The following is a 15,649-nucleotide window of genomic DNA, read 5'->3' on the forward strand; positions in this document are numbered from 1 at the left end:
CTGACCTGTGATAGGACAAGCATTAACTTAACGGCGTCATCTACTACAGTTGGTACCACCTTCACATGGACAGGTAGAACTGCAGGTCAGAACCCGATAAGTGTGACTGCTCCTGGTAAGTACTATGTGACCGCGACAACTGCTAATGGTTGCTCCAGCATAGATAGTGTAACTGTAGCTCAGGATATCAACAAACCAAACCTGACCATCGCTACACCGCAGGTACTGACATGTGACCTGAAGAGTATAAACTTAACCGCATCATCTGGTACGCCAAACACTACCATCACCTGGACAGGGTTTGCAGCTGGTCAGAATCCGGTAAGCGTAAATACTTATGGCAAATACTATGTAACCGCTACAGCTGCGAATGGTTGCTTTAAGAAGGATAGCGTAACAGTTATACAGAACATTACACTCCCTGCCGATGTACAGGCCAGCAACGACGGACCGCTGATTTGTACAAAGACGATGGTGAAGATTACAGGTAACACTACTACCGGAAATGTTTCTTACGCGTGGACCGGACCTGGTAATTTCAGTGTAACTACCAAAGATGCGAATGTAAATACGAAAGGTACCTATTCGTTGAAGGTTACCAACAATGCGAATGGATGTTATGTTACTACTTCCACAACAGTAGATCAGAACATTACACCTCCTGCAAACGTACAGGTAAGTAACGACGGGCCGCTGACCTGTGATAATGACATCGTTACACTGCAAGGCAGATCCGATCTCGGAGGCGCTACCTACCAATGGACCGGACCTGGAGTCAATAACGAATCGACAGCAACGATTTTTGTTACAAAACCCGGTACATATACACTGTTGGTAACAAATCCAGGCAACGGCTGCTTCGTCTCTACGAAAACAGAGGTAAAAGAAGATAAGAAACGGCCGGATGCAATTATTAATGCACCTGCAGCAATGCCTGAACCGCTGACCGAAGACGTGATCACAGCACAGACAGTTGTGAACGCAACGTATGCATGGACACTGACTTCGCCTGATGGTAGCTGGCAGATGATAGATGGCGATAAAGCCGCAACGCTGATATATCAGTCTGGTAATGCAGGTGTCAACGGAACATTTGAGCTCATCGTAACAGATAGAGGCAATGGATGTCAGAACACCGCACGACTGACGTTGACGGCAGTACCTGCTACCAATACTATGGCTTTAGCAGCGAAAGCCCCGAAAGCCCCGCCAGTGGAATACAAAACTTATCCTAACCCGTTTGTCGATAAAGCGTTCATCACGTTCAAGTCGCCGGTAAACGGAAAAGTGACAGTAGAGATCTATAACGCCCTCCAGGGACATATGGAGAAACTGTTATTCAATCAGCAGGTACGATCGGGAGAAACGTACAAGTTGACATTGGACGGCGGGACGCTGCCAGCAGGTGTACACTTCTGTGTCATAAAAGCTAACGGAATCACATATACGAGCAGGCTGTTACTCGTCAGATAAAATTATAACAGCCGGATATTTATTCTCTTGCATGCTTTGGACGCTTTCCTTTACAGGAGAGCGTTTGAAGCATGTGAGAAAATTGTCCATAATAGTATTTTATAGATGAGTTTTATTTCTTATTGTTAAGTAATTATATTATTTTTATATTAATAACAATAACAGCGAATAACCATCAGTTTTACACCTATAATACCCTTAATCTATGCACAACTTTACAAGTACCTGTATCCTGTTGACTTGCCTGCTGCCAGGTAAGGTTAGCGTTTTATAGACAAACTCATAGTAGCACCCAATGTTTGTCTGAAATAAATATTAACACTACGTATATTCTGTTACGTGATAGATGCTGATCATCCTGTCTGACCAGGATGCATGCTGCATACTATACGTTAAACTGCTGTTGCCTTATGTATCAGATATCTGGTTCTAACAACACTTGCCTGCCTGTATATTCGCGGCGGCTGCTTCCCCTGTTTATAAAGAAATGGTACAGTGCCGTAATACTATTGGCATTAAGTACACTCTTAGGTGGTTGGCTATTAGCCATGAATCGTCCGCCCGATGACAGAAAGATGAAACAACCAGCCGTCGCGCTTCCAAAAATGGCAGACGGTGTGGACATATTCGATGTGGCACGCGCCGAGGAAGGAGGCGGTCATGGTACTATTGCCTTTAGAATGCTGAATGGGGCAGTGGCGCCGGTTGACATAGAGATCATTTATACCATCAATGCCACAGTGACAAACGCCGCCATCGATGGTGTAGACATTTCCACCTTACAGACCACTATTATATTGCCTGCAGGACAAACAGAAGTGCTGCTGGATATTGCTGCTATAGATGATTCATTTATTGAAGGTGATGAGAACCTTGAAATTACAATGACATCAGCCCAGGGAACGGATGGTGTTGATTACCTGACACCACACCGCGGACTTACCACCACCGTCATAGATAATGATAACCGCATCAGCATTGAGAGAGTGAACAACGGACAGGAATTGGGTAGCGGTAACGCAAGTGACGGAAACTTCCTCATCAGTTTACCGCCGTCTCTTACATTCAATGAAGATATCCATGTGAAATATGCCATAGGCGGTACCACTACTGCTACTGGTGGCCCTGGCGCCACGTATGACTATAATAATACCACGCTGACAGGAGATGTAGTATTGCCTGCTAATACCAACAGCCTGACACTGCCGGTCAGGGTGAACGATGACCAGCTGGTGGAAGGAAATGAAATAGTGGAGATGACAATTCAGGACAACAGTTTCTCGGCGGTATCCAATATAAAATTCTCCTTTAATCCAACGAAGAAGACAGCCACTGTTCTCATTGAAGACGATGATATCAATGTCCCTATTGGCGTGCAGAGTACTGCCAACGGGAAAGAGCCTGGCGGCACTGGTAATGACGGTAGTTTCACAGTAGGCTGGCCAAACGGATATGCTGCTGCCGTAAGTGTGCTGGTGAGATATACAATAACCGGTACGGCAACAAATGGCGCGGACTATAATACGATCACGCTGACAAAAACAATTCTTGCAGGCACCAGCAATGTAACGATACCGGTAACAGTAAAGGATGACGCGACTATAGAGGGACCGGAAACCGTGATCCTGACTATCACTACCTTAACGGGTTTGTCAGGTCTGACAATAGGCAGCAGTAATAATCCAGGTACAGTTACAATAGCGGATAATGATGTGAAAGCATCGCAGCAATGGAAGAGCGCCAGCTATCCTGGTGCTGCTACCGGAGCTCCCGTGAAGGCGGGAGAGCTGATCACCTATACGGTGCATGTCCGCAATACAGGGAATGTTAATCTTACCAATGTAATCATCACTGATAATATCCCCGCCAATACACAGTTTGTTAGTGCGGATGGCGGTATAGTGCCTGACGGCACCGGTAAACTCACCTGGACAATCCCTGCGATAGCTGCAGGCGTAACAAATGAGGTCCGCCGTTTTACAGTAAGAGTGGCGAACGACCTGACGGGTGTTACTAATATTACAAATACCGCATCAGTGGACAATGGCGATGGCACGGGCGGTCATCCAACGACGCAGCCTGATCCAAACAATCCTGATAATCCGCATCCTACTCCTGACCCAAATATTCCATCTACAGACGTACCTGTTGATGGCGGCGGTAATAAATCCGCTAACTGGAAGAGCGCCAGCTACACAGGTTCCGGTGCTGCCGGAAAAGTGAAGTCAGGCGATCTTATTACTTATACTATACATGTACGCAACACCGGTCATATAACGATTCCCAGTGTTGTCATCAAGGATAATATACCAGCGTACACTGTATTTGTAAGCGCAGATGGTGGTGTTGTTCCCGATGCTACGGGTAAACTCACCTGGACCCTTACAAACATTCCTGTAGGTGCCGCTGATGTGACCCGCAGTTTTGTGGTAAGAGTGGCAAATGATCTGACTGGGGCAACCAGCATTATCAATACTGCTGGTGTTGATAATGGTGATGGCACCGGTGAACATCCAAGTACGCCACCCGATCCTAATAACCCGAATAATCCCCATCCGAGCCCTGATCCGAACGATCCTTCCACTGAAGTGCCCGTTGATCTGATTAAGAAATCTGCTAACTGGAAAAGTGCCAGTTACACGGGCACCGGCACAAATGGTAAGGTGAAGACAGGTGACGAGATCACATACACTATCCATATCCGCAATACCGGCAACGTGACGCTGACAAATGTATTGATCAGCGATATGATGCCTGCATATACCACCTTTGTGAGTGCCGACGGTGGTATAGTACCTGATGCTACCGGGAAACTCAGCTGGACGATCCCGACTATTGCAGTTGGCGCTGCCGATGTAGTGCGCAGCTTCACGGTAAGGGTAGCGGCTGATCTTACTGGTGCTACCACTATCGTCAATACAGCAGACGTAGATAATGGCGATGGCACCGGTGGGCATCCTACTACGCCGCCTGATCCGAACAATCCAAACGACCCACATCCGAACCCTGATCCGAACGATCCTTCTACAGAGGTACCGGTGGATAATAACAAGAGCTCTGCCAACTGGAAGAGCGCAACCTATACAGGTACCGGCGTCGGGGGAAAAGTAAAGGCAGGAGATGAGATCACCTACTTCATACATATCCGCAATACAGGTAACGAAGCGCTCACGAATGTGAACATCAGCGATCTGATCCCTGCTTATACTTCTTTTATCAGTGCAGATGGCGGTATCGTGCCTGATGCGGCGGGCAAACTAAGCTGGGTCATTCAGAGTATCGCCGTGGGCGCACCGGATGTTGTGCGTAGTTTCAAGGTGAGGGTGGTGAACGATCTGACCGGCGTTACCAGTATCGTCAATACAGCTGATGTAGACAACGGCGACGGCACAGGCGATCATCCTACCACGCCGCCTGATCCCAACGATCCTAATAACCCGCATCCGACTCCTGACCCGAATGAACCATCCACAGATATTCCGGCAGATGATGGCGGCAATAGATCTGTTAACTGGAAGAGCGCCAGCTACACTGGTTCCGGCACAAATGGAAAGGTAAGAACCGGAGATATTATCACCTATACAGTGCACGTCCGTAATACAGGTCATATCACGCTGGCAAGTGTCATCGTCACAGATAAGATCCCTGCCTATACGGAGTTTGTAAGCGCTGATGGCGGTATCGTACCGGATGCTACCGGTAAACTCACCTGGACCCTTACCAACATCCCGGTGGGTGGCGCAGATGTGACCCGCAGTTTTGTCGTAAGAGTGGCTACTGACCTCACAGGCGCTACCAGCATTATCAATACGGCCGGTATAGATAACGGAGACGGATCGGGTGAACATCCTAGTACACCACCAGACCCCAACGATCCTAACAATCCGCATCCGAACCCTGATCCAAACGATCCGTCCACAGAAGTGCCGGTTGAACAGGATAAACGTTCCGTGAACTGGAAGAGTGCGGCTTACACAGGTACAGGTATGAACGGTATGGTAAAGGCGGGCGATGAGATCACTTACACTGTTCACGTGCGTAATACCGGTAATGTGAAACTGGAGAATGTGCTGATCTCTGATCTTATTCCTGCTTATACGGCATTCATCAGTGCAGACGGTGGTATTACACCTGACGGCAACGGTAAACTTACCTGGACGATCCCTGAAGTTTTATTGGGCGCAGATGCTGTGCGTAGCTTCAAGGTACGGGTGGTAAACGATCTCACCGGTGCAGGATATATCACCAATACTGCGGATGTAGATAATGGTAATGGTACCGGTGGTCATCCTACCACACCATCTGATCCCAATGATCCTAATAACCCCCATCCGAATCCTGATCCGAATGATCCTTCTACGGAAGTGCCGGTAGATAATGGTAAGCACTCCGACAATTGGAAGAGCGCCAGCTATACCGGAACGGGAGCTAATGGAGGTGTTACAACCGGAGATGAGATCACCTATACCATTCATGTGAGGAACAGCGGCAATGCCACTTTGACGAACGTGGTGATCAGCGACGATATTCCTGCCTATACGGAATTTGTAAGTGCTGAGGAAGGTATAGTGCCTTCTGCCGGTAAACTGACCTGGACGATCGCGCAGATACCTGTTGGTGGCGCTGATGTTACCCGTTCATTTACGGTGAGAGTGGTGGAAGACCTGACAGGGGCAGTGAGTATTACCAATACTGCGGATGTAGATAATGGCAGTGGTAAAGGCAATGAGCCTACACACCCTGCCGATCCTAATGATCCGAATAACCCGATGCCCAATCCTCCGGCTGGTCCGTCGACAGATGTGAAGGTGGATACACTGGTGCGATTTGAAGCCTGGAAGGGAGTCGTTACCGCAAGCGGCGCAGATAAGGCTAGTCCGGGGGAAATACTGACCTATACCATCCACGTACGCAATACAGGCAACGTTAAGCTGCCGCTTATTACCGTGACGGATCCGGTACCTGCGCTCACTACTTTCGGGAGTGCCGGCGAGAATGGTGTCTTCAATGCAGGCAGCAACACGGTTACGTGGGAGGTCAGAGATATCGCTGTAGGCGCTGTTACAGACCTTACGTTTACCGTGAAGGTGGATGATAAGCTGGATTCCGGAGCGGTTATCACCAACACCGCTGTGGCATCTGACGGGAAGACAGATATACCTACATGGGGTTGCGATCCTCATGCGCCCGATTGCAGTGGTACACCGGGTACGGTTATAGGCACCCTGCCGGGAGGTGATCTTGAATTTGCGAATGCCATGAGTCCCAACGGGGATGGTAAGAATGAATACTTCGTGATCAGAGGATTGGAGAAATATCCGCCTGCTGCTTTATATGTATTCAATCGCTGGGGCAGTATGGTATACCAGTCGAAGGCATATCAGAATGACTGGTCGGCGAAGGGACTAAGTGAAGGCACTTATTATTATAAACTGGAGTTGAAATTAGCGGCAGGAATAAAATTATACAAAGGATGGATTGTGATAAAACGAAACTGATGAATAAGGACATTTTTTGTTTTACAAAACAAACAGTTATGTGCTTAAGAAAAGGACTGTTTACGGGTTTACTGATCATCGCCGGAATACACGCCGGCGCCCAGCAGAATGTGCAATTCAGCCAGTACGTATTTAATGGCCTGAGTGTAAATCCTGCCTATGCCGGGTATAAAGATGCCTGGTATCTTAACAATATCTACCGGCAGCAGTGGACAGGTTTTCCTGGTGCGCCGATCACTGCGGCAGTATCTTATGATGGTCCGTTTCGCCCGCTGAAAACAGGGGCAGGTGTAGGACTCGGGGTGCAGTTGATGGCAGATATGGCGGGACCACAAAAGTCATACTCTTTTTATGCTTCTTATGCCTACCGCATTCCGCTGGATGCGGAGCAGACACGCCGTTTATGCTTCGGTGTGGGAGCAGGGGTGACGCAGTATCATCTGGAAGGGAATACCCTGGCATACTTTGATGACGACGATCCCGTTTTCCCCGGAGGTGGGGTGAATGCCTATACACCCGATGCGAGGTTTGGCGTCTATTATCACGCGCCCTCATTTTATGTAGGGCTGTCAGTCATGGACCTGTTCAGCAGGTATACCAGTACTAAATATGCGTGGAAGGGATATAATTATCAGAATATCCGGAAGTCGCAGCATATCTACCTGACGACTGGTGTGATGCTGCCATTGTCCGAGCATCTGCAGTTGAAACCGTCTCTCATGATCAAGGATGATTTTAAGGGGCCTACCAACCTGGATGTAAATGCCATGTTGCTGATCGACCGGGTATTCTGGATCGGTGGTTCTTTCCGTACGGCCGTCCCTGTGTGGAAGAAACAATTGCCGGATGGACTGGAATCGCTGAACGCTGCGAGCGCCATTGTCGAATACTATATTGGAGGGAAATGGCGCGTAGGGTATGCTTATGATTTAAATATAAATGAACTGGCGGGAACACAGGGTGGATCGCATGAGATATCACTGGGTATTCTATTCCCGCAGAAGAAGTTTAGTACATCGAGTCCACGATATTTTTAAAAGGGGGGATTAAACATGTTACGTTGCAAGTTCGTTAAATTGATCATTTTACTTTGTTGCCCCGTGCTCTTATATGCACAGGAAGAGAAAAGCCTGATGGAATTGGGAGATGAGGCATTTATCCGGGAAGAATACGCCGTTGCGGTCAATCTGTATGGCAGGCTTGCAAATAAGAAAGGTAAAAGGGCGCCGCTTAAACTCCTGGAGAAGACAGCACAGTGTTACCGGGAAATGGCCCGCTTTGCAGAAGCAGGGTATTGGTATATGCGTATGATCGAGCATCCTGACTGCCCGTCTGCTGTTATGGCTGCATATGGTGAGATCCAGAAGAACCTGGGAGAATATGATACCGCCAGGTTATACCTGTCCCGTTTCAATCCTGCCAACGCAGATGAGACCCAGTGGAAGAATATGGCCATTGCGGGTTGTGACAGTGCACTGCTGTGGAAGAAAGATACGGTGGCAACCTATGCACTGGAAAATATCAGGGAACTGAGCACCGTAGGCGATGACTGGGTAAGCGGGGTGATGAAAGAGGGGCTTTTGCTTGAATCCAACGGGTACCGCAAAATGGCCCTGACGACAGGATCAGAGCGGAATCCTGACATGGACCCGAGGGTGAATCAACCTTACTTTAAACCATACCTTTTCAGGGAATATGCCCCGGGTAGCAGGGCAAATACCTTTCTGGAAGAAGTGTTACCTGATCTCCTGGGTAAGCTGCCCTACCATGTAGGTCCTGTATGTTATAATAACAGGAAGGATACTATATACGTCACGCTGAATGCAGACGATAAAGACATGGCGGACAAGAAAAAGAAAGGGCCTGTGAACGGACGCCGTTTAATGTCCCTTTACTGGTCTTTCAGGAAAGGGGACCAGTGGTCTCCGCTGGCTCCCGTTACGGCCTTGAACGCTGCCGGAAGTTATACCGGCAATGCCGTATTGAACAGTATCGGCAGTGTTATCTATTTTGTGTCTGACAGGCCGGGAAGTATTGGTAAAATGGATATCTGGTATAGTGAACGGTTACCCAATAACCAATGGGGCACGCCCGTTAACTGCGGACCGGTGATCAACACCCGGTATGATGAGACTTTTCCTACTATTAATGAGCAGGACGTACTTTATTTCTCCAGCAAAGGCCATCCCGGAATGGGCGGCTTTGACATTTTCCGGGCAGAAGGAAGCAGCGCAACGTGGGGCCAGCCCCGTAATCTCCGCAGCCCTTTTAACTCAGGCGCGGATGACCTGGGCTTTATTATGAAAGGCAATAACTATGAAGGCTATTTCGCATCTAATCGCCACGGCGGTGGAGGAGGGGATGATATCTATCGTTTCCTGGAAACACATTTTACAGAAAAGCTGAACGATCCGTCTGCCGGCAAACCGCCAGCACCGGTACCTGCTCCGGATACTACTACCAAAGCGCCTGATAGGACGGTTGCCGATAATACGCCCCCTAAGCCAACACTCAGTCCGACCGACAGTGCAGTGATACATAAGCTGCAGGAGCTACGCTTTCATTATGATTATAACAGCGCCATACTGCTCACCGAATCCAGGGAAATGCTGGATAGGGTAGCAGTGGTGCTATTACAGTATCCAGGCTGGAAACTGATGATACGCTCCTATGCGGATAGCCGTGGCACGGACGAGTACAATATCAAACTGTCGGCCCTGCGTTGTTATGCGGTGATAGATTACCTGATCAAAAAAGGTGTAGCGCCCCGCAGGCTCTATTATGAGAACCTGGGAGAAAAAGAACTGGTCAATCCCTGCGGAAATGGTGTGCCATGTCAGGAGACGGAACACCGGGAGAACAGAAGAACGATGCTGCGTGTAGTTTATAACTGAGTATTGATCCCGTATTCCTCGATCTTGCGATAGAGGGTAGCCAGGCCGATATTCAGCAGGCGGGCAGCTTCGGTTTTGTTGTTCCTGGTATGATGTAATACCTTGATAATATGCAGCTTCTCCACGCTGGCAAGATCAAAGGATGAAAGTCCTGAGGTCGATTTATCTGCAATCTGCAGATCGAGCGGGAGATGTTCTACGGATAAGTCAGCGCCTCCGGCAAGGATCACGGCTCTTTCGAGGACGTTCTTCAGCTCACGGATGTTACCTTTCCATTCGTGGAGCTGCAGCTTTTCGATAAAGGCAGGCGTGATCTGTGGTCTGCGCTGGTTAGTCTTGGCAGAGAAGAAACCTACAAAAAATTCGGCCAGCGCGGGGATGTCTTTCTTTCGCTCTCTTAGCGGAGGCAGGGTAATGGCAAAGACGTTCAGCCGATAGTAGAGATCTTCACGGAAATGCCCTTTTTCGGCCTCTTCTTTCAGATCGCGGTTAGTAGCTGCAATAATCCTGACGTTGACCTTAGTGGGCTTCGTATCGCCTACTTTGATGAATTCACTCGTTTCCAGTACCCTGAGCAACTTACTTTGGAGATCCGGAGGCATCTCTCCGATTTCGTCCAGGAAGATGGTGCCGGTGTTGGCCTCTTCGATCAGGCCTTTTTTATCGCGGTTGGCGTTAGTGAAGGCGCCGGCTTTATAACCGAAAAGCTCACTTTCCAGCAGCTCCCGGCTGAATGCACTACAGTTTAAAGCAACAAAAGGTTTACCTGCTCTCTTACTATTATTATGAATAGCTTGCGCAAATACTTCCTTACCGGTACCGGTTTCTCCCAGTAACAGAACAGTAGTATCCGCAGGAGCCACTTTATTGGCCTGCTCAATAGCGTCGCGGATAGGGCGGGAAGTACCGAGTATGCTGTCAAAACTGTACTTTTTGCCTACCTGGCTTTCCAGTTTTTCGATACGTTTCTGCAGCCGGACCTTTTCAACAGCCCTGTTCAGGAGCGGAATAATGCGGTTATTGTCATCACCCTTGGTGAGATAATCGAAGGCGCCATTCTTAATGGCCTGTACGCCGTCAGGGATATTCCCGTAGGCTGTCAGCAGGATGATTTCTATAGCAGGATATTTCTCTTTCAGCGTTTTGGAGAAGTCGACGCCAGTACCATCAGGCAGTTTCACGTCACAAAGCACCACGTCAATTTCCTCCTTGTCGATTATCTTCTGCGCACTTTTAATATTGCCTGCTTCCAGTACGTTAAAGCCTTCCAATGCAATAATCCTCTTCATGAGGCTACGCAGCTTCTCTTCGTCATCTATTATAAGAACAGTTCCGTTCATAAGATCATTTGCCGGCAAAATTACATATTCCTGGGGATCTTTATCTGATTCGGAAATGTCAGGGGAAATGATCATCTTGTGGCATTATCCTGATACTTATGAGAAACGTTCTAGTCATCATTGCGTTGTTTTGTGCGGGGTGTCTTAGTATGAAGATGCCGGAATTTATACCTGCCCACTCACGGAAAGTAGCCGTAAAATTAAAAGATACGCTTGGTGTAATGACGATGTATATACCGGAGCGGTATGATACTGGCTTCGCCTGGCTGCATCATTCAGATTGTGTGCCCTGCGATGAGATGAAATGTCGTTTTCAACCTAAGTCATCTCCGATAAAAATGGAACGGAGCTATCTCTGGTTCCTCCCGAAGGACTCAATAGATCAGCTTACCATCATTTATCATCCCTACCCCCATCCTTACGACCGTCCTGTTCGTAAGGGTGCGCACTTTGATCGACCTGAGATATATAAGGACAAGTCACGCTATGGAGATGATAGGGAAAATATGAAATTCTGGCCACCAGCCTTAAAATGTCTTGTGCTGGATACCACTTACAAAATTGGTGACAGGCCGTTGTTTGCATTTGGTACGTGTGAGTACGATCCCGAAACGAAAAGATACACCTATCTGCTGAAGGCAGAAACTTGTGTGAGAACTTCTCAAATAGAGTTTGAGTGTAAACTGATCACCGATAAACAGGATTCAATCAGCACTCACTTTATAGAGAATGCTGCAGATGTTCTTCGGACTATACGATTTTCCACGCCCTTATTCGAATAGTTGTTTCGTCGTTGTATCCTGACATTTATTAGATATGTTTTAATCGTCATTGTTCTGCAGGTACAAAGCGATTATTATGGTAGACATTTAATACCAACCACAACCATACTATCATAAGAAAAAATACTCATGATAGCATTTTGTTTTATTTGAGATTAAAAGATGGATAAACGGCATGTAAATTTTCAATCGTTTTCCATATATTTGATTTGCTAAATGGTTGTCGCAGACTGGCATAACCCTTTCATCTGCGCTACACCACCGTCTTACTTTTCATAGCCGCTGACTTCATGCCTATCGCCTTCACAGAGTTATATCCTATTTGAACCGTATTGGTGTTTATAACCAATTCCCATCTTCGGAGTTTATCTCTATAATAACCAGAAAACCGGTGCTCTCCAGGGTAAATAATGCTATTGACCCCGGGAAGCCTGCCATACGTCAAAGAAAGTTTAACAGGTATGCCGGCAGGGATACTTTTGGATAAAACATCCCCGCTATGCAAACTCATACCACTACCAGGCAAGCCTATCTCGACTGGCTGCGTATACTGGCCATCTTTGGCGTATTGGTTTTTCATTCTGCCATGCCCTTTGGAGCTGATCTGGAATGGCACATCCGGAACAGGGAAACCAGTAACCTTTTCCTCGAAATGGTATACTGGATGCACCTGTTCCGGATGCCATTACTGTTCTTCATTTCCGGTACCGTCAGTTACTTCATGCTGCAAAACCGTACAGGCGGTGGTTTTATCGGCCTGCGTGTCAGGAGGTTGCTTATACCGGTGATCCTTGGTATCCTCGTCATTGTTCCGCCGCAGGTTTACCTGGAACGTGTCACACAAGGCTTTAAGGGCAATTTCTGGCAGTTTTACGGCCAAATGTTTTCAACGGGGCCCTATCCTAAGGGAGACATCAGCTGGCATCACCTGTGGTTTGTAGTTTACCTGTTGATCTATGATATTCTTTTTGCACCCGTATTCGTCTGGATCGTCTCTGCCAAAGGCGCTGCCTTCCGCACTGCGCTGCAATGGCTGGAAAAGGGCAAAAGGGTATACCTGCTGGCAGTGCCCGGTATTGTGCTCTACGCATCGCTGGCAAGGCAGTATCCTGAAACGAACGACCTGGTGCATGACTGGTGTTATTTCTTCTACTGGTTATGTTTCCTGCTGCCGGGTTTTATCTGTATTGCACAACCTGCACTGATGAACAGCCTGGAAAATAACCGGAGCACTTCCTTCCTGGTCGCCTTTCTGTCTATTATAGCCCTCAATTACGTGCGCTGGAATGATCTGGAACCATGGGACACGCTGACCAACTGGGAACATGATCCGCGTACTTACGCGTTCCTTGCACTCCGGGCAATCTGTGCCTGGGGATGGGTGCTGACCGCTATCGGCTATGGTAAGAAATACCTCGACAAGCCACATTCCTCGCTGATCTATCTGAACCAGGCTGTTTATCCTTTTTATATCCTACATCAGACAATTATCGTTATCCTTGCATATTATGTTGTGCAAACGTCGGATACGATCGGTACAAAATACCTGTTCATCGTGATATGTACCTTTATCCTGTCAATGGGTATTTTCCATTTGCTGATAAAGCCTTACCCCGTTTGCCGCTTTTTATTCGGTATGAAACCACTGGCGAAAGCTAAAGACAGGAAACAACAACAGGAAAAAAAAGAAACAACAGAAGAGGGAATCTTGTTGCCAGTATCATAATGAAATAACTATTGCATGAGTAATTTCCGTCGATATTATTTCCCGGCCCTTTATGGCCTGATCACCTATTTCAGTATCCGGCTTTTGCTGGATACTGTTACTGGTATGAAATTCTGGGAAAGGACATTGGGTCTGAATATCATTGAGATCAGCGCCTCCATCTTTTTTGGATATCTCCTGATAGGCGCCCACCATTACCTGTACAGGTACTTTGATAAACATTGGGCAGAGATGGATTACCGGCAGCGGGTATGGAAAGAACCAGGTGTTATTACCCTGATGACTGTGCTGTTTCAGAACATTTTCATGCTGCCCATGGCCGCTTTTACTGATGACGGGGCGCAATGGTATGACGTGGCGGATATTAACGTAATACCCCTGTTATATTCACTGATCTATTACGGTATAAGCCGGAGTAATACTTTCCTGCAGGCGTATGTAAATAACAAGGTGAAGCTCCAGGAGGTAATGAATAATCAGCTGCAGGCCGAGCTGAAGTTCCTGAAGTCGCAGCTGCATCCCCACTTTCTCTTTAACGCGCTTAATACTATTTATTTCCAGATGGATGAAGACGTCAACGCTGCCAAGAAAAGTGTGGAGCAGTTCTCTGAATTGCTCCGTTACCAGTTGTACGATCAGCAGCAAACCGTTTCTATCCGGCATGAAATTCAATACCTGCACAGTTTCATCAATCTGCAGAAGGTAAGGGCCTCAGATAAGTTGGTACTAAACCTCCACCTGGACCCGGATCTGTACGATCAACAGGTCTATCCTTTACTGCTGTTCCCCCTGGTAGAAAATGCATTCAAGTATGTAGGCGGAGAATATTGGATCAATATACATGCATCACTGGAACAGAAACGGATACTTTTCAGTGTGGAGAACGCGATCCCTAAGATCAGGATGCCCGCAAAAGCTGGCGGTATAGGGCTGGAGAACCTGAAACGCCGGCTGGAACTTTTATACCCGGGAAAACATACATTTGAGATCAATAAGACAGAACGTACCTTCAGTGTGGCGTTATCTATAGAGACTGAACCTGTCGTTTACCAGACCATAATAACAGAAGCAGATGAAGATCAGATGCGTCATCACGGATGATGAGCCCTATGCAAGAAAAGGATTACAGGGGTACATAGGACAGATCGATTTTCTGGAACTTGTAAGTACCTGCGAGAGCGCCGTAGAGTTAAACACCTTCCTTAAACAGGAACAGGTAGACCTCTTATTCCTGGATATAGAAATGCCTTATCTCTCAGGCATCGACCTCCTGAAGACACTGGCCAATCCGCCTAAAGTGATCTTCACCACCGCTTACGAAAAATATGCTGTACAGGGCTACGAACTGGAGGTGCTGGATTATCTGCTGAAACCTGTTTCTTTCGATCGCTTTATGCGTGCTGCCAATAAGGCTTTTGACTATTTCAGCCTGCAACAGCAGGTAAAACCGCAGCAGGAGTACTTTTTCGTAAAGGTGGACAACAAGCTGGAGAAAGTAGTGATAGCAGATATACTATTTGCAGAAGGGATGGAAAACTACATCGTTATCTACACAAAAGAAAAGAAGCTGATCACACACCTTACGCTAAAGATGCTACAGGAACGCCTGCCGGCTGATAAATTTGTACAGCCGCACAAGTCTTACCTCGTCGCTGTCGACAAGATCGATGCCATTGAAGGCAATACGCTCGGACTTTCCGGATACCAGGTGCCCGTGTCCCGTTACCAGAAAGATGAGATCATGCAGCGCATCCTGCAGGATAAGATCCTTAAACGATGATCAGAAGCTAACGGTCACATGCTGCAGGATAAGAAAAATAGTCAGCAATACAGCACTGCTGCGATTCAATGCCTCTGTCGACAGCAGCATTGTTTGTCGTTACCTGATCACATACACCGGGGTTCGTCCTTAAAGGGGTATGTAGCTGCAAGCGAT

At 47.5% G+C, this 15,649-nt stretch carries 9 protein-coding genes; 8 read left to right on the forward strand and 1 reads right to left on the reverse strand.

All coding sequences use genetic code 11. The features are described 5' to 3' along the window. The 4 genes from L3C95_RS32525 to L3C95_RS32540 form a co-directional block, all read left to right on the forward strand. The coding region (locus tag L3C95_RS32525; protein ID WP_236394901.1) for a T9SS type A sorting domain-containing protein at nt 1-1,473 on the forward strand (1,473 nt) is incomplete at its 5' end. 410 nt (nt 1,474-1,883) lie between these two features. Then, the gene (locus L3C95_RS32530; protein WP_236394891.1) at nt 1,884-6,971 is read left to right on the forward strand and encodes a gliding motility-associated C-terminal domain-containing protein; all 5,088 of its coding nucleotides are present in this window, start codon (nt 1,884-1,886) and stop codon (nt 6,969-6,971) included. Between the two features lie 38 nt (nt 6,972-7,009). Beyond that, nucleotides 7,010-8,008 carry a type IX secretion system membrane protein PorP/SprF gene (locus L3C95_RS32535; RefSeq protein WP_236394889.1) on the forward strand — a complete coding sequence of 333 codons (999 nt, stop codon included), beginning with the start codon at nt 7,010-7,012 and terminating at the stop codon, nt 8,006-8,008. Between the two features lie 15 nt (nt 8,009-8,023). Then, nucleotides 8,024-9,865 (forward strand): OmpA family protein, encoded by a 1,842-nt coding sequence (locus L3C95_RS32540; protein WP_236394887.1) that lies wholly within the window; start codon nt 8,024-8,026, stop codon nt 9,863-9,865. Here the strand turns inward: L3C95_RS32540 and L3C95_RS32545 are convergent. Further along, entirely contained in the window at nt 9,856-11,205 is a 1,350-nt protein-coding gene (locus L3C95_RS32545) for a sigma-54-dependent transcriptional regulator (protein ID WP_236394895.1), read from the reverse strand. The two genes, L3C95_RS32540 and L3C95_RS32545, sit on opposite strands and share 10 nt — an antisense overlap. 98 nt (nt 11,206-11,303) lie before the next feature. Here L3C95_RS32545 and L3C95_RS32550 point away from each other — a divergent pair, with 98 nt between their 5' ends. The 4 genes from L3C95_RS32550 (at nt 11,304) to L3C95_RS32565 (ending at nt 15,493) form a co-directional block, all read left to right on the forward strand. After that, nucleotides 11,304-11,987, forward strand: a complete 684-nt coding sequence (locus tag L3C95_RS32550; protein WP_236394884.1) for a hypothetical protein — start codon at nt 11,304-11,306, stop codon at nt 11,985-11,987. Nucleotides 11,988-12,486: 499 nt separating this feature from the next. Next, on the forward strand, nt 12,487-13,713 hold the full coding sequence (locus tag L3C95_RS32555) for an acyltransferase family protein (protein ID WP_236394883.1): 1,227 nt from the start codon (nt 12,487-12,489) through the stop codon (nt 13,711-13,713). Between the two features lie 15 nt (nt 13,714-13,728). Continuing rightward, nucleotides 13,729-14,814 carry a sensor histidine kinase gene (locus L3C95_RS32560; RefSeq protein WP_236394881.1) on the forward strand — a complete coding sequence of 362 codons (1,086 nt, stop codon included), beginning with the start codon at nt 13,729-13,731 and terminating at the stop codon, nt 14,812-14,814. Beyond that, complete coding sequence (locus L3C95_RS32565; RefSeq protein ID WP_236394878.1) at nt 14,786-15,493, forward strand: LytR/AlgR family response regulator transcription factor; 708 nt, start codon at nt 14,786-14,788, stop codon at nt 15,491-15,493. Before L3C95_RS32560 ends, L3C95_RS32565 begins: the two co-directional genes overlap by 29 nt. The last annotated feature ends 156 nt before the right edge of the window (nt 15,494-15,649 follow it).

It is taken from the genome of Chitinophaga filiformis (assembly GCF_021646545.1).
In the GTDB taxonomy this organism is placed as follows: Bacteria; Bacteroidota; Bacteroidia; order Chitinophagales; family Chitinophagaceae; genus Chitinophaga; species Chitinophaga filiformis_A.